General features: G+C 58.6%; 18 protein-coding genes. 10 read left to right on the forward strand and 8 right to left on the reverse strand.

The window, feature by feature from the left end:
- Nucleotides 1–40 precede the first annotated feature (40 nt).
- The 4 genes from CH92_RS12430 to CH92_RS12445 all read left to right on the forward strand — a co-directional run bounded on the left by CH92_RS12430 (nucleotide 41) and on the right by CH92_RS12445 (nucleotide 3,780).
- The gene (locus tag CH92_RS12430) at nucleotides 41–1,117 is read left to right on the forward strand and encodes a DUF748 domain-containing protein (protein ID WP_025242095.1); all 1,077 of its coding nucleotides are present in this window, start codon (nucleotides 41–43) and stop codon (nucleotides 1,115–1,117) included.
- A 140-nt stretch (nucleotides 1,118–1,257) separates the two neighbouring features.
- Nucleotides 1,258–2,103 carry an AAA family ATPase gene (locus CH92_RS12435; RefSeq protein ID WP_025242096.1) on the forward strand — a complete coding sequence of 282 codons (846 nt, stop codon included), beginning with the start codon at nucleotides 1,258–1,260 and terminating at the stop codon, nucleotides 2,101–2,103.
- Nucleotides 2,104–2,154: 51 nt separating this feature from the next.
- A complete protein-coding gene (locus tag CH92_RS12440; RefSeq protein ID WP_025242097.1) occupies nucleotides 2,155–2,553 on the forward strand; it encodes a GFA family protein in 399 nt (132 codons plus the stop codon).
- A gap of 48 nt (nucleotides 2,554–2,601) precedes the next feature.
- The gene (locus tag CH92_RS12445) at nucleotides 2,602–3,780 is read left to right on the forward strand and encodes a vWA domain-containing protein (RefSeq protein ID WP_025242098.1); all 1,179 of its coding nucleotides are present in this window, start codon (nucleotides 2,602–2,604) and stop codon (nucleotides 3,778–3,780) included.
- Nucleotides 3,781–3,829: 49 nt separating this feature from the next.
- On the opposite strand, the gene CH92_RS12450 is transcribed toward CH92_RS12445, so the two are convergent.
- From CH92_RS12450 to CH92_RS12460, 3 genes are all read right to left on the reverse strand, one after another.
- The gene (locus tag CH92_RS12450) at nucleotides 3,830–4,378 is read right to left on the reverse strand and encodes a DUF2937 family protein (RefSeq protein WP_025242099.1); all 549 of its coding nucleotides are present in this window, start codon (nucleotides 4,376–4,378) and stop codon (nucleotides 3,830–3,832) included.
- Entirely contained in the window at nucleotides 4,378–5,154 is a 777-nt protein-coding gene (locus tag CH92_RS12455) for a class II glutamine amidotransferase (protein WP_025242100.1), read from the reverse strand. The genes CH92_RS12450 and CH92_RS12455 overlap by 1 nt, the downstream gene beginning before the upstream one ends.
- A 62-nt stretch (nucleotides 5,155–5,216) precedes the next feature.
- Nucleotides 5,217–5,681 (reverse strand): hypothetical protein, encoded by a 465-nt coding sequence (locus CH92_RS12460; RefSeq protein WP_025242101.1) that lies wholly within the window; start codon nucleotides 5,679–5,681, stop codon nucleotides 5,217–5,219.
- Between the two features lie 214 nt (nucleotides 5,682–5,895).
- Here CH92_RS12460 and CH92_RS12465 point away from each other — a divergent pair, with 214 nt between their 5' ends.
- Nucleotides 5,896–6,336, forward strand: coding sequence for a universal stress protein (locus tag CH92_RS12465; protein WP_025242102.1), 441 nt, complete (start codon nucleotides 5,896–5,898; stop codon nucleotides 6,334–6,336).
- 34 nt (nucleotides 6,337–6,370) lie between these two features.
- Here CH92_RS12465 and CH92_RS12470 read toward each other — a convergent pair whose 3' ends face one another.
- Complete coding sequence (locus CH92_RS12470) at nucleotides 6,371–7,063, reverse strand: DUF6901 family protein (protein WP_025242103.1); 693 nt, start codon at nucleotides 7,061–7,063, stop codon at nucleotides 6,371–6,373.
- Nucleotides 7,064–7,200: 137 nt separating this feature from the next.
- The gene (locus CH92_RS12475) at nucleotides 7,201–9,111 is read right to left on the reverse strand and encodes an ATP-binding cassette domain-containing protein (RefSeq protein ID WP_025242104.1); all 1,911 of its coding nucleotides are present in this window, start codon (nucleotides 9,109–9,111) and stop codon (nucleotides 7,201–7,203) included.
- Between the two features lie 269 nt (nucleotides 9,112–9,380).
- Between CH92_RS12475 and CH92_RS12480 the strand changes: the two genes are divergently transcribed.
- Complete coding sequence (locus CH92_RS12480) at nucleotides 9,381–11,309, forward strand: transglycosylase SLT domain-containing protein (RefSeq protein WP_025242105.1); 1,929 nt, start codon at nucleotides 9,381–9,383, stop codon at nucleotides 11,307–11,309.
- 98 nt (nucleotides 11,310–11,407) lie between these two features.
- On the opposite strand, the gene CH92_RS12485 is transcribed toward CH92_RS12480, so the two are convergent.
- The 3 genes from CH92_RS12485 to yegS all read right to left on the reverse strand — a co-directional run bounded on the left by CH92_RS12485 (nucleotide 11,408) and on the right by yegS (nucleotide 14,235).
- A complete protein-coding gene (locus tag CH92_RS12485) occupies nucleotides 11,408–12,211 on the reverse strand; it encodes an MOSC domain-containing protein (RefSeq protein ID WP_025242106.1) in 804 nt (267 codons plus the stop codon).
- Nucleotides 12,212–12,237: 26 nt separating this feature from the next.
- Complete coding sequence (locus tag CH92_RS12490; RefSeq protein WP_025242107.1) at nucleotides 12,238–13,170, reverse strand: chemotaxis protein CheV; 933 nt, start codon at nucleotides 13,168–13,170, stop codon at nucleotides 12,238–12,240.
- A gap of 135 nt (nucleotides 13,171–13,305) precedes the next feature.
- Entirely contained in the window at nucleotides 13,306–14,235 is a 930-nt protein-coding gene (yegS, locus tag CH92_RS12495) for a lipid kinase YegS (RefSeq protein WP_025242108.1), read from the reverse strand.
- A 369-nt stretch (nucleotides 14,236–14,604) separates the two neighbouring features.
- On the opposite strand from yegS, the gene CH92_RS12500 reads away from it, so the two are divergent.
- The 4 genes from CH92_RS12500 (at nucleotide 14,605) to CH92_RS12515 (ending at nucleotide 19,995) form a co-directional block, all read left to right on the forward strand.
- Nucleotides 14,605–15,930 carry a sugar transferase gene (locus CH92_RS12500; RefSeq protein WP_025242109.1) on the forward strand — a complete coding sequence of 442 codons (1,326 nt, stop codon included), beginning with the start codon at nucleotides 14,605–14,607 and terminating at the stop codon, nucleotides 15,928–15,930.
- A gap of 158 nt (nucleotides 15,931–16,088) precedes the next feature.
- A complete protein-coding gene (locus tag CH92_RS12505; RefSeq protein ID WP_025242110.1) occupies nucleotides 16,089–16,526 on the forward strand; it encodes a low molecular weight protein-tyrosine-phosphatase in 438 nt (145 codons plus the stop codon).
- A gap of 15 nt (nucleotides 16,527–16,541) precedes the next feature.
- The gene (locus CH92_RS12510) at nucleotides 16,542–18,752 is read left to right on the forward strand and encodes a polysaccharide biosynthesis tyrosine autokinase (protein WP_025242111.1); all 2,211 of its coding nucleotides are present in this window, start codon (nucleotides 16,542–16,544) and stop codon (nucleotides 18,750–18,752) included.
- Nucleotides 18,753–18,933: 181 nt separating this feature from the next.
- Nucleotides 18,934–19,995, forward strand: coding sequence for a glycoside hydrolase family 5 protein (locus CH92_RS12515; protein ID WP_025242112.1), 1,062 nt, complete (start codon nucleotides 18,934–18,936; stop codon nucleotides 19,993–19,995).
- Nucleotides 19,996–20,042 lie beyond the last annotated feature (47 nt).

Below are 20,042 nucleotides of genomic sequence, written 5' to 3' on the forward strand. Positions count from 1 at the left end.
AGCAACTCAATGATGACTCCTCAAGCAGACCAGGCCCGTCATGAAAAAACGCTACCGACTCCCGCTATGGATATTGCTGTCAATTGCTCTGCTACTGCTGATCATTCACCTCGCCCTGCCCCACCTGGTGCTCAACTACCTGAACGACAAGCTGGCAGACATGGGCGAGTATCGAGGCCATGTCGATGACGTCGATCTGGCTTGGTGGCGTGGTGCTTATCGAGCCGACGGCGTACTTATCGAAAAGAAGAATGAACAGGTCCAGGCGCCGCTGTTCACCGCCTCCACGATCGATATCGGCCTGAGCTGGCGAGCACTTTGGAAGGACCAGGCGCTTGTGGGCGAAGTGGTCCTTGAGCAACCCCACCTGAACTTCGTCGATGGCCAACAGGCTGACGACTCGCAGACGGGTGATGGTGTTGATTGGCGCGACCAACTCAACGAGCTGGTGCCTTTTACCCTTAATGAACTGAAAGTTATTGACGGCCAAGTGTCGTTTCGCAACTTCCAGGCCGATCCGCCAGTGCACGTTTATGCCAACGCGATAAACGCCAGCCTGTACAACCTCACCAACGCGGCGGAACAGGACCAGGGGCGCGTCGCCCGATTCGAGGGACAGGCCAAACTTTTCAACCAAGCCCCAATAGAAGCCAATGCGCAGTTTGATCCTTATACGAACTGGGAAGACTTCGAGTTGAGTTTGCGAATGACCGATGTGGACCTGACCAAGTTGAATGACTTCGCCAGCGCATATGGAAAATTCGATTTCGCAGCAGGGACCGGTGATCTGGTGGTCGAGGTCGAGGCCAATGACAGCCAGCTGGACGGCTATATCAAGCCTTTGCTGCGAAATGTCGAGGTGTTTAACTTCGAGCAGGATGTCGAAAACGAGGATAAGGGCTTCTTTCGTGGAATCTGGGAAGCCGTGGTTGGCGGTGGCGAGGAAGTGCTGCAGAACCAGAGCAAGGAACAGTTCGCCACTCGGGTAGAGCTTTCGGGCAGCACCAAGAATACCGACGTCAGCCCTTTTCAAGCCTTTATCGCGATTCTGCGAAACGCCTTTGTCGAAGCGTTTTCTGCCCGCTTCGAGCGCTCATTGGGCGAAGACGAGGAATAACGGAGCACGAGTGAGCTGCCTTCGCCCATTCAGTGACTGAATGATCGACTCGCGTTCACAGTAACGATCCCATCCCTTATAGTCGATCGTCTAACCAAACATGAAATGCCTGCGTGCCAGGCCTGAGCAAGGAAAACCCGATGAAGTTCGAAGGCACCCAGTCCTATGTCGCTACCGACGACCTGAAACTTGCAGTCAACGCGGCCATTACCCTGGAGCGTCCACTGCTGGTGAAGGGTGAGCCGGGCACCGGCAAAACCATGCTCGCCGAGCAACTGGCCGAATCCTTCGGTGCGCAATTGATTACCTGGCATATCAAGTCCACCACCAAGGCGCACCAGGGGCTATATGAATACGACGCGGTGAGCCGTCTGCGTGATTCGCAGCTGGACTCTGACCGAGTGCACGACGTGCGCAACTACATCAAAAAAGGCAAGCTGTGGGAAGCGTTCGAATCCGAACAGCGCGTCATCCTGCTGATCGATGAAATCGACAAGGCCGACATTGAGTTCCCCAACGACCTATTGCAGGAACTCGACAAGATGGAGTTCTACGTCTATGAGACCAATGAAACCATCAAAGCCAAGCAGCGCCCAATCATCATCATTACGTCGAACAACGAAAAGGAGCTGCCGGACGCCTTCCTTCGCCGTTGCTTCTTCCACTACATCGCGTTCCCAGATCGGGAAACGTTGCAAAAGATCGTCGACGTGCATTATCCGAACATCAAGAAGGATCTGGTGGCCGAAGCCCTCGACGTGTTCTTTGATGTCCGCAAGGTACCGGGGCTGAAGAAGAAGCCATCCACCAGCGAACTGGTCGACTGGCTAAAGCTGCTGATGGCCGACAACATTGGCGAAGCCGTGCTGCGCGAACGTGATCCGACTCGAGCGATTCCGCCGCTGGCCGGAGCCTTGGTAAAAAACGAACAAGACGTGCAATTGCTTGAGCGTCTAGCGTTCATGAGTCGTCGCGCCGGTCGCTGATCGGAGGAGGCTCCCGCGAGCCGACCGCCTTGCCTTACTGGAGGAAGAACCATGCAAACGCATACCGGTAGTTGCCTCTGCGGTGTCGTGCGGTACCGCATCGATGCACCGATCAACCAGCTGACCCATTGCCACTGCAAGATGTGCCGCAAGGCACACGGGGCTGCATTCGCGACCTACGCGAGTGTGCCGCTGGAGACGTTCCACTTCCTGTCCGGCAAGGACCAACTGGGCGTCTTCCACTCTTCCGAACATGTGACGCGGACGTTCTGCATTCGCTGCGGATCCAACCTGCAATTCGTCGACAATCGCGAGCACGAGGTCGGCGTTGCGGCCGGCACGCTCGACTCTTCCCTGCCAGTCCCGCCCCAAGAGCACATTTTCGTTGGCTCCAAGGCGGACTGGTATGAAATCAGCGACGGGCTCGCAGAGCACGACGAAGACCTCTGACTCATCACAATTCAATGTGCTGCCACGACGGCACCCCGAGGTTCTGCCATGCTGCTTGGCCTGTTCAATGAGATGCGCGCCGCCAAGGTACCGGTGTCGGTGCGCGAATTGCTCGATCTGATCAACGCGCTGAAACACAACGTCGTTTTCGCCGACATGGACGAGTTTTATTTTCTATCCCGGGCCATCCTGGTCAAGGATGAGCGCCACTTCGACAAGTTCGACCGAGCCTTCGGCGCCTACTTCAAGGGGCTGGAACACCTCGATCAGCACATTGAGGCGTTGATTCCCGAGGAATGGCTGCGCAAGGAATTCGAACGCTCGCTGAGCGATGAAGAGCGCGCCAAGATCGAATCGCTCGGAGGGCTGGACAAGCTGATCGAGGAGTTCAAGAAGCGCCTGGAAGAGCAGAAGGAAAGACACGCTGGGGGCAACAAATGGATCGGCACCGGCGGCACCAGCCCTTTCGGTTCGGGTGGCTACAACCCCGAAGGCATCCGTATCGGTGACGCCGGCAAGCGCCAGGGCAAGGCGGTAAAAGTCTGGGATCAACGCGAGTACAAGAACCTCGACGACCAAGTTGAATTGGGTACCCGCAACATCAAGGTGGCCCTGCGCCGCCTGCGCAAATTTGCCCGCCAAGGCGCGCAGGACGAGCTGGACCTCGACGGCACCATTGACCACACCGCCCGAGACGGCGGCCTACTCAACATTCAGATGCGCCCGGAACGGCGTAACGCGGTAAAGCTGCTGATCCTGTTCGACATCGGCGGCTCGATGGACGCTCATGTGAAGGTCTGTGAAGAACTCTTCTCCGCCTGCAAGACCGAGTTCAAACACCTGGAATATTTCTACTTTCACAACTTCATATACGAGTCGGTCTGGAAGAACAACTTCCGTCGTACCTCCGAGCGCACCTCGACACTCGACTTGCTACACAAGTACGGCCCTGATTACAAAGTGGTATTCGTTGGCGACGCGGCCATGGCGCCCTATGAAGTGACCCAGCCCGGCGGCAGCGTCGAGCACTGGAACGAGGAAGCGGGATACGTCTGGATGCAGCGCTTCATGGAGAAATACAAGAAGCTCATCTGGATCAACCCATATCCCAAGGACACCTGGGGCTACACCACCTCGACCGGCATCATTCGCGAGCTGGTGGAAGACCGGATGTATCCGCTGACATTGAGCGGATTAGAAGAAGGCATGAAATTTCTGGCGAAATAGAAGCCGGCCGATCACCGTCACCCGCAATAGCGAACCCGCTCGAGGCTCGCTATGCGGTGTCGCCTGGGCGCCCCGATCGGTCGACACGACGCGCTTTGCGTGGCCGACGCTGCGGAAACAGCAGTCGGCGAATCAGCAGAAAAATGCTCTCGGCGATCCAGGCCAACAGCAATGCACAACCGATCCCCCAAGCGATCGCCTCGGGCGCCAGCAGGACCTGAAAGCGGTAACTGCTCCAGACCTGATGGCGAATGTCCTGGTCGGCCCCGACGAACACATGCCAGGCTTGTGCATACCAGGGACCCTGCATGATTCGCCACTCACGATCGAGCAGGCGGGCGCGCTCTACGAGCGCCGCGACACTGCGTGCGTCGCTCTGGATGACCGGATCATCGCTGGCACGATAGTGCGCCACCAGCGCATTCAAATCGCCCTTGAAGAAGCGCCCCGCCGTTTCCCGAAAACCCAAAAGCCCATGCTGCGCCTCGATCCGGCGCGCCTCAACGTGACGTTCATATGCCTGGATAAAGCCCGGCACCTGAATTCCGATGAGCAAGCCAAAGGCGAACAGGGTCAGTCGCAGATAGCTTCGTAGCATTAGTGCACCTGCCCGCGCGCAACGCACTCGCCCAATCGCCAGAGCGTCCACGCGCCCGGCTGGTGAACTAGCCACTGCTCGTTATCCGTCAACGGCTCGGTCGCCAGCACTGTCACGACGTCGTTTGGCGTCGTCTCCGCATTGAAATCCACCGTCAGTTCGGCATCTTTCAGTTGCGCCGGGCCGAAAGGGGCACGACGGGTAATCTGCGCCAGCTTGGTCGAGCAAAAGCTGAACAGCCACTCACCATTGCTGAGCAAGCAGTTGAATACGCCTTTGGCACGATAACCAGCGCAGGCATCGAGCAAATGAGGGATTAGATCTTCCGCAGCAACTCGCTCGGGAAAATCCCCGCGTGTCCGATTGAGCAGATCGCAGAATGCCGCTTCGCTGTCGGTATCCCCTACCGGCTGATAGAAGCCGCGCACCGGACTGAAATCTGCTAGTTGGCCGTTGTGGGCAAAACACCAGTGTTGCCCCCACAGCTCACGCACGAAAGGATGGGTATTAACCAGCGCGACCTTGCCTACGTTGGCGTGACGGATGTGGCCGATCACCACATGACTTTTGATCAGGTAGTGCTGGACCATCTTCGCCACTTCCGACTCGCAGCTGGCCACCGGATCCTGGAACAGGCGTAAACCGCGGCCTTCGTAGAAGGCGATGCCCCATCCATCCCTGTGCGGCCCGGTGCGCCCCCCGCGCTGCATCAGCCCAGTGAAGCTGAAATGAATGTCGGTCGGTACGTTGGCGCTCATGCCGAGCAGTTCACACATGCATGATCTCCCGTTATGTCCTGTTGCTGTCCGGATGTCCTGGGATCAGTCGGTCGATTCGCTCATAACCTGGGCTCGGTACGTGCCTGGTAGCGACCGGGGCGCTGGTCATCCTGCTCATCGTCCTCGAGCCGCTCGCGCAACGTACGAGAGTCTTCCTCGTCTGCAGATGCCTCTCGCCGCTGCGCGAGCCGACGCTCGATCAGCCAGCGCAACGCTACCAACACCGCGTACAGGGCGAATGCGATCAGCCCGTAGAGTGCCAGATCCGCAACGGCACGCCAGGCGATGTTACCAACCTTGAACAGCACATCCAGCGCAGTGATCGCCACGGCCGGGGCGAACAGTTCCCGAGCGGGGTCGACAATGGTTGGCGTCAGCAGCAGTACGGCGGCCATCAGTCGCAGCGGCTCGCGCAGCCAGCGCCACAATGGTCGCGTGACGCGGAACCACACCAGCAGGCTCCCTAGCGCGGCCACTCCATAAGCTGTCCAGGCGAGTAGGTAATCGTTGGCGAATAGAAACATGACGATCTCGTGTGTAGGCCAGCCGTGCTTACCGGCGTGTGATGGCACGCATGATAACAGTCACGAGGCTGCCGGCTGCCAGTTCGCGATGCAATGACACACTGGTCATCATTCATGTAACGCCGTATAAACGCTGAAAACAAAAAAGGCTAGACCGCGCCAATAGCGTGCCGAGAAGCCATACTTGTCACACGGATACATTAGGAGAGCCATCATGACCTACCAGCATATTCTGGTCGCTACCGACCTGAACGACGAATGCCACCCGGTCGTAGCCCGCGCCGAGGCATTGGCCAACGCCAGCGGCGCGAGACTGGCGTTGGTCCACGTCATCGAGCCGATGGCCATGGCCTTCGGTGGAGACGTGCCGATGGATCTATCGATGCTTCAGCAGCAGCAGTTCGACCAGGCCCGTGAGCGCTTGACCGGGTTCGCTGAGCGCTACCCCAGCCTGACCGTTGAGCAGCGTCATCTGGCCTACGGGCAGCCTCGTCAGGAAATACACAGGCTGGCCAAGGAACAAGGTTGCGATCTTGTAGTTGTCGGCAGCCATGGACGTCATGGCCTGGCACTCCTGTTGGGGTCTACCGCCAACGACATCCTCCATGGAGCACCTTGTGACGTACTGGCGGTACGCTTGAAGAAGTCCGAGTAACCAATCCTGCCATGAGCCCCACAACCGCTTGGGCTCAGGCCGTTTCGACACCCTCGCCCGCACTCATCACCAGCGGCCTGATCTTCTTCAGCTGGGTTTCCAGCGAGTAGGTCAGGCTGGTCGCCATGGAAAAGAACGTCAGGAACGCCTTCAGATTCGAATCGCCGTGACACGTGTCATGGATGCGCTGCCAGAACGCCTGGTTGACCAGTTGCAGCTGCTGGAATGACCGCACCAAGCCGCGCAACTCCCAGTCGGCATGGCGCCCTTCCCGCAGATTGAAGTACTGCCGAGCCAGATACAACGAAACCGCTCGCAGCACGAACTCCTGATTGCTGGCGAACGGCAAATGCTGATGCGCCATCGGCTTAAGCTTACCCAGAACCGGACAGGCGCTAGTGGCCATGATCACGCCGAGCAGCGCCCGCAGTCCCTCATCCAGCCCAACCAGCTTGTTATATTCGCGCTCCGGCGTGCGCACTCGCACTTGCGCTTTCTTCACCGCGGGCAGGCCCTGGAAGTCTTCGATGACCCGATGCAGGTCGACCGCGGCAGGGCAATGGCTGAAGCTGTCCCGGCTCAGCGGGCAGTTGTTGCACTGCTGATGATCCAGACGCGTCCATTTGGGTGCCTGGATGGCGGCCTCCGGATCGTAGACGCGGTCCAGCTCGATCCGGTAGCTGAACTCATGCTCGTCGTCCAAGACGATGCGGTAATCAATTGCCATCTAAGCTCCGTCTAGAATGCTGACAGGTGTCGTTTTGTCTTAGTGCGCAGGTCACGCCATACGGAACACCGAGGGCCGCCCTATCGCACCGAGCGATACGCTGGCCAGACCGTGGCGATCTGGCCACGGGTGCGCTTTCAGCCTTCCAGTTCCGCCCAGCGTTCCAGCAATGCGTCGAGTTCAGCCTGCAACGCCTCGAGGCGCGATATCGTTTCGCCAGTAAGTTCCGCAGTCTGCTGGTAGAACGCCGGCTGCGCAATTTCGGTTTGCAACGCGGCGATGTTTTTTTCGACTGCGTCTATTTTCCCCGGTAATGCCTCCAGTTCGCGCTGGATTTTGTAGCTGAGTTTCTTCTTCGCCGGGACAACTTCGGCGACGGGTGTCGCGGGCTTGCTCGGTTGCGTTCCGGCTTTCGCATCCTTGGATTCCTTGGACTCGGCTACGCCGAGCAGTTTTACCGAGCCGCCTTGTCGCAGCCAATCCTGGTAGCCGCCGACATATTCGCGAACGACGCCATTACCCTCGAAAACCAGCGTACTGGTGACCACGTTATCGAGGAACGCCCGGTCATGGCTGACCATCAATACCGTGCCCTGGAACCCGAGCAAAACCTCCTCGAGCAGTTCGAGAGTTTCTACGTCGAGATCATTGGTCGGCTCGTCGAGTACCAAGAGGTTGGCCGGCTTACTGAACAGCTTGGCGAGCAAGAGGCGTGCCCGTTCGCCGCCAGACAGCGCTTTTACTGGTGTGCGGGCCCGCTGCGGGCTGAACAGGAAATCACCGAGGTAGCTGAGAACATGGCGATTCTGGCCGTCGATGGTGATGAAGTCGCGCCCCTCTGCGACGTTGTCGATGACGGTTTTTTCCAGTTCCAACTGGTGACGCAATTGGTCGAAATACGCCACTTCCAGTTTTGTACCCGCCTCAACCGTGCCGCTGGTGGGCTGTAGATCTCCTAACAGCAGCTTGAGCAGCGTGGTCTTGCCGGTGCCGTTGGCTCCGAGCAAACCAATCCGATCGCCACGCTGCAGAACCATCGAGAAATCGCGGATCAGCGGCTCGCCGCCTGGGTGAGCGAAGCTTGCATGCTCGACGACGATGACCTGCTTGCCGGATTTTTCGGCTGCATCGACCTGAATGTTGGCCTTGCCTTGATGCTCACGGCGTTCGCTGCGCTCGGCTCGCAAAGCCTTGAGAGCACGAACGCGGCCTTCATTACGAGTACGGCGAGCCTTGATGCCCTGGCGAATCCAGACTTCTTCCTGCGCGAGCTTCTTGTCGAACAAGGCGTTGGCCGTTTCTTCAGCCGCCAACTGTTGTTCTTTGTGTACCAGAAAGCTGGCGTAATCGCCGTTCCAGTCGATCATGTGGCCTCGATCGAGTTCGAGGATACGCGTCGCCAGATTCTGCAGGAACGCTCGGTCGTGCGTGATGAACAGCACGGCACCGTTAAAACCGGTCAGCGCTTCTTCCAGCCAGGCGATTGCGCCAATATCCAAGTGGTTGGTCGGCTCGTCCAGCAGCAGCAGGTCGGGCTCGGACACCAGCGCCTGCGCCAACAGAACGCGCCGCCTCCAGCCGCCGGAAAGCTCAGCGAGGGTCTTGTCGGCCGGCAGCTGCAAACGACTAAGGGTGCTATCGACCAGTTGCTGCAGACGCCAGCCATCCTTGGCTTCGAGTTCCTGTTGAACATGCATCAGCTTATCCAGGTCGGCTTCGTTCTGGATGTTTTGGCTGAGGTGATGGTACTCGGCCAGCAACTGGCCGACCCCGGACAAGCCTTCGGCCACTACGTCGAACACGGTGCGCTCGTCAGCGAGCGGAAGCTCCTGCGGTAGCTCGCCGATCTTCAGCCCCGGCGCGCGCCAAATTTCCCCATCATCCGGCAGCTGGCTACCCTTGACCAGGCTCAGCATGCTGGATTTGCCGGTGCCGTTGCGGCCGATGATGCACACCCGCTCACCCCGCGCAATCTGCCAGGACACGCCATCGAGCAATGGATTGGTGCCATAGGCGAGGGACACATTGGTCAACTTGAGCAGGGTCATGACTACCTCCGGAAAACAGGGCGCGCAGTCTAGCAGAATGCGCCCGTCAGACGGGCGTCACCGAGCTTTTCGAGCATTCAGTCAGGGGCCTCATCCGCGGCCTTCTATCATGATTCCACCACCGATTCGAGAGCGCTGCGCCAGCCCACGGTACGTTCGTCGGAACGTACCGCTTTGTTGGTTTCAAGAGCTTAATCCTCGTTTAACTGCTCGCGTGGCCAAGCTAAGCTAGTCGCAGCAACTCCCATGCCCCCGTCTTCGGAAGTCTCATGCGCGGTCGACTCTCCAGTATCTTTTTGTGCTTTCTGTTCACTGCCCTCACCCTCGAAACCACTCAAGCCGCCAGCCTTCAACAGCAACGGCAATATTACGACGAAGCCAAGCGAGCCCTGGCCAAGGGCGACAGTGGCCCATATCGCCGCTACGCCAGCGCACTGCGGGACTACCCGCTCGAACCTTACCTGGCTTATGACGAACTGACGGCACGACTGAAGACCGCCAGCAATGACGAAGTCGAGAAATTTCTGGCTGAGCATGGCGACTTGCCCCAGGCAAGTTGGATGAAACTGCGTTGGCTGCGATTGCTCGCAGCCCGTGGCGACTGGCAGCCGTTCGTTGCGCACTATGATCCGAAGATGAACTTTGCCGAACTGGACTGTCTGTTCGGCCAATACCAACTCGCCAGTGGCCAGACGAAGCAAGGTTACGAAACCGCCGAGCGGCTTTGGCTGGTTGGAAAATCACAGCACAACGCGTGCGATGCACTGTTCGACCGCTGGGAAGGCGCGGGACAGCTTACCGAAGAGCTACGCTGGAAGCGCACCAAACTGGCGGTCGAGAGGGGTAACTACGGCCTCGCTAGCTTCCTCGTCAAAAGCCTGCCGACGCTGAAAACGCAGGGCGAGCTGCTGATCGACGTCGCTCAAAAACCTCAGATGCTTGATCAGACCGGCCGCTTCATGACGCCAACCCAGACCATGGGGGATATCGTCTCGGTCGGCCTGCGCCGGCTTGCGCGCAAAGATCCGGAAAAAGCCCTCGGGCTGCTCGAGAGCTACGCCAAGCGCTTGTCGTTTTCGAAGGACGAAAAGGTCGCGATCGCCCGCCAGATCGGCCTCACCTTGGCCAAACGTTTCGATGCGCGCGCGTTAAAGGTCATGGCCGAATACGATCCCGAGCTGCGTGACGATACCGTCAGTGAATGGCGGGCCCGCCTGTTGTTGCGTCTGGGACGCTGGGACGACGCCTACGCGCTGACCCAACGATTCCCCGAGGAGCTCGCCAACACCAACCGGTGGCGTTACTGGAAAGCACGCAGCCTGGAGCTGGCGAAACCCAACGATGAACGCACCGCTCAGCTCTATCGGCCGGTCGCCAGCGAACGAGACTTCTATGGTTTCCTCTCGGCCGATCGCATCCAGGCGCCCTACAAGCTCAACCATCAGCCACTCGCGCTGGATCCAAAGGTGATTCAGAAAGTCCGCAACACCGCGGGCATCCGTCGCGCGATGGAATTCCATGCACGCGGACAGATCGTCGACGGTCGCCGTGAGTGGTATCACGTCAGTCGCCTGTTCAGCCGAGATGAACTGGTCGCCCAGGCGCGGCTGGCCTACGAGATGGAGTGGTATTTCCCCGCTATTCGCACCATCAGCCAGGCGAAGTACTGGGACGATCTGGACGTCCGTTTCCCCATGGCCCATCGCAACAGCTTAGTGAAGGCGGCGAAAGCGCGGGAAATTCACCCGAGCTGGGTCTTCGCCATCACACGTCAGGAAAGTGCGTTCATGGCCGACGCCCGCTCACAGGTTGGAGCCACGGGTTTGATGCAGTTGATGCCGAGCACCGCGAAGGAAACCGCCAGGCGCTTTGGCATTGCGCTTTCATCGCCGCAGCAGGTGCTCAACCCCGACATCAACATCCAGCTCGGTGCCGCCTATCTCAGTCAGATCTACGGTCAATTCAACGGCAACCGGGTGCTCGCGTCAGCGGCTTACAACGCCGGCCCCGGGCGGGTTCGTCAATGGTTGAAGAACGCCGAACATTTGCCGTTCGACGTCTGGGTCGAGAATATCCCGTTCGATGAAACCCGCCAGTACGTGCAGAACGTGCTGACCTACTCGGTGATCTACGGACAAAAGCTCAACTCACCGCAGCCACTGATCGAGTGGCACGAGCGCTATTTCGAAGGGCAGTGATGACGATAGCGTGTAGTCGAAGAAGCTGGCTGTAGACTGCTTTAGCCCATCACCTCCGGCGTGTTGCGCTGCCCCATTCTGCGGTGCTGCGGTTTTGCTTATTCGAGTACTTCTACTGGCATGCCCACCTTCAGCTCGCCGGTGCCCTCGGCAATGAGGTTCTGTCCGAAGAACACGCCGCCCTTCACCTTTCGGTAGTTCATCAGCGTAGCCAGTGGTTCGCGGGTCGGACTCTGGACGCCATTGAGCGGATCGATGGTCGGAATGATGCAGCGCGAGCACGGCTTGACCACGCGAAACGTCATATCGCCGATGCGAATGCGCCGCCAACCATCCTCGGCGTAAGGGGCCGCATCGGCGATCACCAGATTCGGCCGAAACCGTCGCACATCGAGCAATTGCCCCACTCGCGCCGAAAGGTCATCGAGCGAACGCTGGCCGATCAGTAGAAACGGAAAGCCATCGCTGAATCCCGTCAGCTCGCCAGGGCGGGCATAGTCCTGGTCGATCTGGATGCCCCGTGCGTTCGGTAGATGCACCAGCCGGCACGGACGCCCAAGCAGGCATGTCAGCCAGGCCGCTGCAGCGTCACCGGCATCCGGTGCCTGCAAGGTTTCGCGCCAGATCAGAACGCCACGCATAAGGCTTTGCGAGCCAGGAACCGATACTCGCAGCGTGTCCATCCCAGGGGCGCTCAGCAACAGTGCTGCTTCGCCCTGCCAGCGCGCACTCAGCAGTGACATCTGCGGCAGTACTCGCTGCGTCAGGAATTTTCCGGTCGCGGCATCCACGACCATCCAGCGGCGATCGCCGCTCAGACCGAGCTCGTCGCATCGTCCTTCCTCGAGCGCTTCAGCGGAACCGGACTTGAGCGGAAAACGGTACAGCGAAGAAAGATGCATGCAGGTGCCTTGATCGGATGGACGGGTCAGCGAGCTTCGTCCAGCAACAGGCGTTCCCGGACAATGTCCACCAGTTTCTCCGGCTGGAACTTGGAAAGGAAGTTGTCACAGCCGACTTTCTGCACCATCGCCAGGTTGAAATTTCCGGAAAGAGATGTGTGAAGCACCACATACAGATCGCGCAGGCGCGGATCGTTACGGATCTCGGTGGTAAGCCGGTAACCGTCCATCTCCGGCATTTCCGCATCGGTAAAGACCATCAGCAGGCGATCAGTAAGCACTTCTCCAGCATCAGCCCAGGCCCTGAGCCTGTTCAGCCCTTTCATGCCGTCGCTGGCAGCATGCACGGTTATGCCGAGCTGGCTGAGGGTCTCGCGAAGCTGCGCCAGGGCAACGGTCGAGTCATCGACACAGAGGACTTCACGTCCCCTCGCACGCTCGAGCAACGGATCCGCCAGACGCTCTGGTGCGATACTGGTGTTATACGGGACGATCTCGGCGAGCACCTTCTCCACGTCGATGACTTCGACGAGCTTGTCCTCGACCTTGGTAATCGCCGTGAGGTAATGCTGACGTCCCGCAGTGGATGGCGGCGGCAGCACCTCTTCCCAGTTGAGGTTGAGAATGCGGTCCACACCGCCGACCAGAAACGCCTGAATCGAACGGTTGTATTCGGTCACGATGATGGTGCTGCGCTCATCCGGCACTAGCGGACGCAGGCCGATAGCGCGTGACAGATCGATCACCGGCAGCGTCTGCCCACGCAGATTGACGACCCCGCAGACCGAGCCGTGACGGTGTGGCATCAGCGTCATCTTCGGCAGTTGTACCACCTCCTGGACCTTGAACACGTTGATCGCGAATTGCTGGCGACCCGAGAGCCGGAACATGAGGATTTCCAGACGATTTTGCCCCACCAAGCGGGTGCGTTGATCGACTGACTCTAGAATGCCGGCCATTTTGCGGGCTCCTTGCGAATAAGGGATGTAACAAGCTATCGGCCGCAAAGCTTCGCGCTTTATTCATCGGAACAAGTATTTTATCGGCCCGCGGCGAGCCGTCCGATTGATCAGCCGGCAGCCGGTACGCCACGGTCAGGCGGGCGTGCGAGCAGCTCGAGACAGCGGCTCATCCCGCAGTAACGGGCTGCCTTCGGGAAGATGCAGCCGCAAAGCCCTACGCTTCACCGTGAAGCGCATACGCTTAGCTGCGAAGGGTTCACCATCAAGGTTGATGTCGATCTCATCCGGCGCTTCAACCTCGATCCACGGCACGCGCGCGGTTACTGAAACGGTATCGATTCCCAGCAGCCCACCGCTTAACAGCGTACCCAAGGTGCCCACCGTATCGGCAGGCGCCGGGACGATGCAGATATCGAGCAAGCCATCATCGATCGAAGCCTGCGGACACAGCTGTTGCCCTCCGCCCGACTGACGACCGTTGCCGATACCCAGTGCTAAAAAATCGCCTTCCCAGGCGAAGTCAGGCCCAACGAAGCGCCCCCAGGCAGCGCGCAGTTCACTGAAGCGCGATAAGCCGGTCAACAGATATGCGCTGCCTCCCAGCACCCGCTTCAACTCTTCGGAAGTCGTAGCGGTGACCTTGGAACCGAAGCCACCGGTGGCCATGTTGAGGAAGATTTCACCGTTCATTTCTCCGACATCGACCCTCACCGGCTCGCGATTGAGCAGGGTCAGTGCCTCGAAGGGTGTCAATGGAATTTCGGCGGCGTGGGCGAAATCATTGGCAGTCCCAAGCGGCAGCACGGCCAGGCTGGCATCCGAGCCGCTGTCCAACAAAGCCTGTGTCATTTCCCGCACGGTACCGTCTCCGCCACCGGCGATCAGGGTTCGGTATCCCGCCGCGAGTGCTTCCTTCACCAGACGCGCAGTATCCCCGCGCTCCCACGTCACCCGTACGGCAAGTTCGTTTCCGAGTTGACGCCATTCGTTGACTGCCGTACGCAGCTCGTCGTTGAGCGCCTGTTTCCCGTGAAGAACAAGTAGTGCCTTGGGTTCATTCATTCCAATCGCTTCCATTTCGTTATCGACAAATAGACCTGTTTCGTCACCGGAAAGTTGTGAGTAAGCGACCGAGTGCGACTTAAGCCGAGCGGCAGATTGCGTTGACCATCGGTCAGGAGCGCGCGCGTCAAAACACTCGATACCGAGCGAGCTCTTACGTCTACCCCCTTTAATATCAACCCTTTAGTGACGATTTTAATCCTGTCTACTGACTAAGCACTTTGCATCCTGACGGTGAACTCATTCCATGCAAGGCGGTCGGAGCACTTGTCCAGGTGAGGGTTGCGATAGCGGCCTGCCATCAGAACCGCGGATCGCGGCGATCAAAACGAGTATTGAGCTAGCAATAGCCATAGGAAGGAGCCTTGTATGCGCTTACAGTCCGTTGGAACCCTTGAGTACGCCCACCCCAGTTTCGTTGATTACTTTCTAGCCAGCGTTCGCCTGATTCACGGGCTTACCGCTGTATTGCCGGGCGTCCTGCTTTTGCTTTTTCTGCCGCTCGAGCTTCCTGCGGGTGGCGGGACTTTCAGTACGTTCCTGATGTTCTTCGGCGTGATCAGCGTGGTCATCTTCCAATCGGTTGGCATCTACAGCGAAGAAGTGTTCAGCACGCTGCTGCGCTTTCGCACCATGCTGGTGGCCTGGGCCGCAGCGTTCAGCCTACTGATATTCATGCACCAGGGACTGGGTATGTTCAGCTACCTGGAAGCCAAGCACCTGACCTTCTGGTTCATCTCCAGTGGCGTCCTGTTCGGCGCCGAGCGACTGATGATGCTCGCATTGTTTCGTCGGCTGATGGCTAAAGGCGTCTATCTGCAGAACGCGGTGATCCTCGGCGGTACCGATAACGGCCTGCGCGTCGCCGAGTATCTGGCCCATCACCGCGACATCCGTACCGGCGTACTCGGCTTTATCGATGACCGTCTGGAGCGCCTGCCCAAGACACTCGCTGACCTACCCTTGCTGGGCAATACGCGTGATCTGGAACAGATGATTCGTGAGGAGAAGGTCACCCAGGTTCTGGTCGCCCTGCCCTGGTTCGCCGACAGCCGCATCGGCCAGGTGATCAATGAGCTGCGCAAGCTGCCGGTCAACGTGCTGCTGGTGCCGGACATGGTCGCCTTCCGTCACGCCAACAAACGCATCACCGAGGTCGGCGGGCTGCCAACCCTGATCGCCTCCGATCTGCCGCTGCGCGGCTGGTCGCCGATGTTCAAGCAAAAGCGCTACGGCTACAACAACCGACTGATCGAGGTGTTCAAGTTTCGCTCGATGTACCACGCCAAATCGGATGCCAACGCCGAGCGCCAGACCACCCGTGACGACGACCGCATTACCCGTGTGGGTCGCTTCATCCGCAAGACCAGCCTCGACGAGCTGCCCCAGCTGCTCAACGTGTTTCTCGGCAGCATGTCCATGGTGGGCCCGCGCCCCCATGCAACCGCAACCAAGGCCGCTGGCGTGCTGTTCGAAGACGCCGTCTCGGAATATTCCGCGCGCCATCGCGTCAAGCCCGGCATCACCGGTTGGGCACAGATCAATGGCTATCGTGGCGAAACCGACACCCTCGAAAAGATCGAAAAGCGCGTCGAGTTCGATCTGGACTACATCGAGCGCTGGTCGGTCTGGTTCGACATCTACATCCTCGCTCGAACCATTCCCGCTTTGCTATTCAATAGGGACGTCTACTGACTGCAGCACGCATTGACCGGCCCCACCACGGCAACACGCCACTTCATGCGCGAGCACAGCAGGAAGATTGAACTAATGAAGCGAGCAAATATCAGATTTGCGTTCTGTGACACGCATGCCCATCCGTCCATGAATCCGGGGCTGAGAGGCTAAGTACCATGTTCCAGAACATATTGATCGTTTGTGTCGGCAACGTATGCAGAAGCCCGGCGGCCGAAGCATTGCTGACGAACAGACTCCAAGGAAAAGGCCTGACGATTAGCTCGGCAGGCATAGGCGCATTAGTGGGCAATCCAATGGACAAGACCGCACATGAGGTGCTTGCCGATCACGGCTTGGAACATAGGTCCCACCGTGCTCGACAGGTCGATAGCGAGATACTGCACCAGGCCGACCTGATCCTCGCCATGGAGCAGAGCCACGTCCAGCACATCCGCCAAATAGCGCCCGAAGTGCATGGCAAGACCTTCCTGATGGGCAAATGGCTAGACAACATGGAAATCCCCGATCCCTTTCGTCAATCCAAGCCCGCATTCGAACATGTTCACAGCCTTCTGACGCAGTCCGTCGAAAGCTGGCTTCCTTACCTGAAATAAGAAGAAGGAACTTCAATGACCACCATGCCCCGCCCCATCTATGAAACCAAAGAGGACAAGGACATTGACCTGGCCCACCTCTTTGACACGCTCATCAACAATCGAACCCTGATCCTCGTTATCACAGGCTTTTTCGCTGCACTGGGTGTCGCCTATGCGCTGCTTGCCACTCCGGTGTACCTCGCCAGCGCGATGATCCAGATCGAGCCGAAAAATGGCCTGCCCAGCCTTACCGATGTGGTGGGCAACGCGCCGGCAGTCTCTCCGGCACAGACCGAGATTGCACTGCTCAAATCGCGGTCCGTTGTAGGCGGCGCGGTGGATTCACTCAATCTCGACATCATCATCGAGCCGCACCACTTCCCTCTGATTGGCGGTTTCGTGTTTCGTCGCTTCGAGCCATCTGAAGAAGGCGAGCTGGGCTGGTACCCGGACGGTTTCGAGTCCTATGCTTGGGGCGGCGAGTCGCTGCGCGTCTCTCAGTTAATCGTGCCGGACAAGATGCACGGCGAAGAGTTGACCCTGGAAGCCGCTGAGAACAACGGTTTCATCCTGCGTGACCCCGACGACGAAGTAGTCGCTCAGGGCATTGTTGGCGAGCCGGTCGAAACACCGGACTACGGTATTACCGTCGCCGAGCTCAACGCGCGTCCAGGTACTACGTTCACGGTTATCAAGAACCGCACCTACGCCACCACCGAGGACTACCAGAACCGCCTCTCCGCCGGCGAACTCGGCAAGCAGTCCGGCATCGTCAACGTGACCCTGGAAGGCACGGACCCGGACAAGGCCATTCAAGTACTGGAGGAAGTGGCGCAGCGCTATGTCGACCAGAACGTCGCACGCAACGCCGCCGAAGCGACACAGAGCCTGGAATTTCTCAGCGAACAGGTACCGGAAGTCCGCAAGAAGCTCGACGCCGCCCAAACAGCGCTGAACAAGTATCAGACCGGTAATCGCTCGGTAGACATCTCGGCCGAAACCCAATCGGTACTGGATCGCATCGTCGATCTGGAAAAACAGATTTCCGAGCAGAACCTCAAGCGCACCGAGATGGAACGCCGCTTCACCCGTCAGCATCCGAACTTCCAGGCGCTGATGAACCAGATCAATCAGCTACAGGCACAAAAGGCCGAGCTGGAGAAACAGATCGGCACCCTGCCCTCGACCCAGCAGGAACTGTTGCGCCTGAACCGTGATGTCGAAGTGTCATCCGAAACCTATTCCATGCTGTTGAACAAGACCCAGGAACTGGACATCATCCGGGCCGGTACCGTCGGCAACGTGCACATCATCGACCATGCGGCCGCCGACATCGACGAGCCCGTCAAGCCGAACAAACCGCTGATCGTCATCGCGGCCATCCTGCTCGGCGGCCTGCTCGCGATCGCCTTCGTTTATGTTCGTGAGGCGCTCAAGCGCGGTGTGGAGAATCCGGAAGAGATCGAGCGCGTCGGCATTCCGGTATACGCCGCAATCCCGTTCAGCGAAAAGCAGGGAGCGTTGGAAAAACGCCTGGCCAACTTCAAGCGTGACAAGAGCAGTGCCTCTTATCTGCTGACGATCAACGATCCCGCGGATCTGGCGACCGAAGCCATGCGCAGCCTGCGCACCAGCCTGCACTTCGCCATGATCGAAGCTAAGAACAACATCCTGATGATCACCGGCCCCAGCCCGGCCGTCGGCAAATCGTTTGTCACCAGCAACCTGGCCGCGGTGATCGCGCAATCCGGCAAGAAAGTACTGCTGGTCGACGCCGACATGCGCAAGGGCTACCTGCACAAAGTCATGCGTTGCCAGGGTGAGAAGGGACTTTCGGACATCCTGTCCGGCCGCATTACGCTGTTCGATGCCATCCAGAAGACCCAGCTAAACAATTTGCACGTGATTGCTCACGGCCAGTTGCCACCCAACCCGTCCGAGCTGCTGATGCATGAGAACTTCTCTCGCTTCGTCAAAGAAATCAGCACCATGTACGACATGGTGATCTTCGACACGCCGCCGATCCTCGCGGTCACCGATGCCGCCCTGGTCGGTAGCCAGGCCGGCACCACTCTGATGGTCACCCGCTACGGTCTGAACGGGGTCAAGGAGATCGAGGTCGCCAAGCGCCGTCTCGAGCAGAATGGGCTTTTGGTCAAAGGCGTGATCTTCAACGCCGTTATTCGCAAAGCGTCGAATTACAGCGAGTACGGTTACTACCAGTACGACTATCAGAGCAAGTAAGTGTCCCCGGCATGTATCGCATGCCGGACGCACAAGCAACAGCTTGCCACTCGTTGACCCGCATCGGCCGCTCGGCCCCGTTCGCTCGCATTAATTCGGCGAACGGAGCCCGCCGGTTGGTCCGCTGCGCAGTCAATACCAGCCCAATCGCCAGATGACTCAATCGGAGATCAAGGTACATATGGTACGTCGCTTTCTTTCGCCCATATTTGGCGCGATACGGTTGGCTGCAGGCCTGACACTGGTCAGCTGTGTGTCGCTTGTGCAGGCCCAATCCAGCGAAAAGAGTACAGGTATCGACCTGATCGGCATCAATATGTCCGGCGCCAATTTCGCACCGCACATAACGCCCGGCAAGGTTGGCACTAACTATTTCTATCCAGAGGAAAAGCACTTCAAGTATTACGCGGACAAGAACATCCGCCTGATTCGTTTTCCGTTCATCTGGGAGCGCCTGCAGCACGACCTGTACAAAGGCGTTAACTTCGATCAGATCCGCCTGCTAAGAAGAACCCTCGATTACGCCGCAACGCATGGCCAGAAAATCATTTTGGATATGCACAACTACGGTCGATATAAAGGCAAGTTGATCGGCTCTGCCGAAGTCCCATACGAGGCCTACGCCAGCGTCTGGAGAAAACTTGCCGAAGAATTCAAGGACCATCCTGCCCTGTTGGGCTACGACATCATGAACGAGCCCCACTCCACCAAAGGCCTTTGGCCAGCCGCGGCCCAGGCAGCGGTCGATGCGATCCGTCAGGTGGACATGAACACCCTGATATTCCTGGAAGGCGACCGCTGGGCCAGCACCTTCCACTGGCGCAAGGTGAACGAAGACTTCTTAATCGAAGACCCGGCGGACAAACTCATGTACGAAGGCCATCTGTACTTCGACAAAGATTTTTCCGGACGTTACGCAGCCGACGAAAACGTCGCCCCGATGCTAGGTGTGGAACGTGCTCGGCCTTTCGTCGAGTGGCTGCAGGAGCACAACCTGAAAGGCTTCCTGGGCGAATACGGCGTACCCGGCCATTCCGAGACAATGTTGGTCGCCATGGATAACCTTCTCAGCTACCTCAACGAACAGTGCATTCCCAGCGCCTATTGGGCAGGCGGTCCGGGTTGGGGCAAATACGTACTGGCCGTTGAACCCATCGATGGCAAGGACCGCCCGCAAATGGACGTGCTGCAAAAGAACATTGCCAATAGCTGTACAGAATATGGCCCGATGTCGCGGCCTTGATCGTTGCCCTTGCCGTACCTGACGTAGGCCAGTTTTTGGCAGCGCGG

It is taken from the genome of Stutzerimonas stutzeri (genome assembly GCF_000590475.1).
Classification (GTDB): Bacteria; Pseudomonadota; Gammaproteobacteria; order Pseudomonadales; family Pseudomonadaceae; genus Stutzerimonas; species Stutzerimonas stutzeri_D.

Excerpts from the sequence above, each read along its gene's own strand:
- CH92_RS12490 (WP_025242107.1), bottom strand. The coding sequence starts at position 13,170 with ATGGCCGGCATTCTAGAGTCAGTCGATCAACGCACCCGCTTGGTGGGG.
- CH92_RS12450 (WP_025242099.1), bottom strand. The coding sequence starts at position 4,378 with ATGCTACGAAGCTATCTGCGACTGACCCTGTTCGCCTTTGGCTTGCTC.
- CH92_RS12510 (WP_025242111.1), top strand. The coding sequence starts at position 16,542 with ATGACCACCATGCCCCGCCCCATCTATGAAACCAAAGAGGACAAGGAC.
- CH92_RS12470 (WP_025242103.1), bottom strand. The coding sequence starts at position 7,063 with ATGGCAATTGATTACCGCATCGTCTTGGACGACGAGCATGAGTTCAGC.
- CH92_RS12455 (WP_025242100.1), bottom strand. The coding sequence starts at position 5,154 with ATGTGTGAACTGCTCGGCATGAGCGCCAACGTACCGACCGACATTCAT.
- CH92_RS12460 (WP_025242101.1), bottom strand. The coding sequence starts at position 5,681 with ATGTTTCTATTCGCCAACGATTACCTACTCGCCTGGACAGCTTATGGA.
- yegS (WP_025242108.1), bottom strand. The coding sequence starts at position 14,235 with ATGAATGAACCCAAGGCACTACTTGTTCTTCACGGGAAACAGGCGCTC.
- CH92_RS12435 (WP_025242096.1), top strand. The coding sequence starts at position 1,258 with ATGAAGTTCGAAGGCACCCAGTCCTATGTCGCTACCGACGACCTGAAA.
- CH92_RS12500 (WP_025242109.1), top strand. The coding sequence starts at position 14,605 with ATGCGCTTACAGTCCGTTGGAACCCTTGAGTACGCCCACCCCAGTTTC.
- CH92_RS12430 (WP_025242095.1), top strand. The coding sequence starts at position 41 with ATGAAAAAACGCTACCGACTCCCGCTATGGATATTGCTGTCAATTGCT.
- CH92_RS12505 (WP_025242110.1), top strand. The coding sequence starts at position 16,089 with ATGTTCCAGAACATATTGATCGTTTGTGTCGGCAACGTATGCAGAAGC.
- CH92_RS12440 (WP_025242097.1), top strand. The coding sequence starts at position 2,155 with ATGCAAACGCATACCGGTAGTTGCCTCTGCGGTGTCGTGCGGTACCGC.
- CH92_RS12465 (WP_025242102.1), top strand. The coding sequence starts at position 5,896 with ATGACCTACCAGCATATTCTGGTCGCTACCGACCTGAACGACGAATGC.
- CH92_RS12480 (WP_025242105.1), top strand. The coding sequence starts at position 9,381 with ATGCGCGGTCGACTCTCCAGTATCTTTTTGTGCTTTCTGTTCACTGCC.
- CH92_RS12475 (WP_025242104.1), bottom strand. The coding sequence starts at position 9,111 with ATGACCCTGCTCAAGTTGACCAATGTGTCCCTCGCCTATGGCACCAAT.
- CH92_RS12515 (WP_025242112.1), top strand. The coding sequence starts at position 18,934 with ATGGTACGTCGCTTTCTTTCGCCCATATTTGGCGCGATACGGTTGGCT.
- CH92_RS12485 (WP_025242106.1), bottom strand. The coding sequence starts at position 12,211 with ATGCATCTTTCTTCGCTGTACCGTTTTCCGCTCAAGTCCGGTTCCGCT.
- CH92_RS12445 (WP_025242098.1), top strand. The coding sequence starts at position 2,602 with ATGCTGCTTGGCCTGTTCAATGAGATGCGCGCCGCCAAGGTACCGGTG.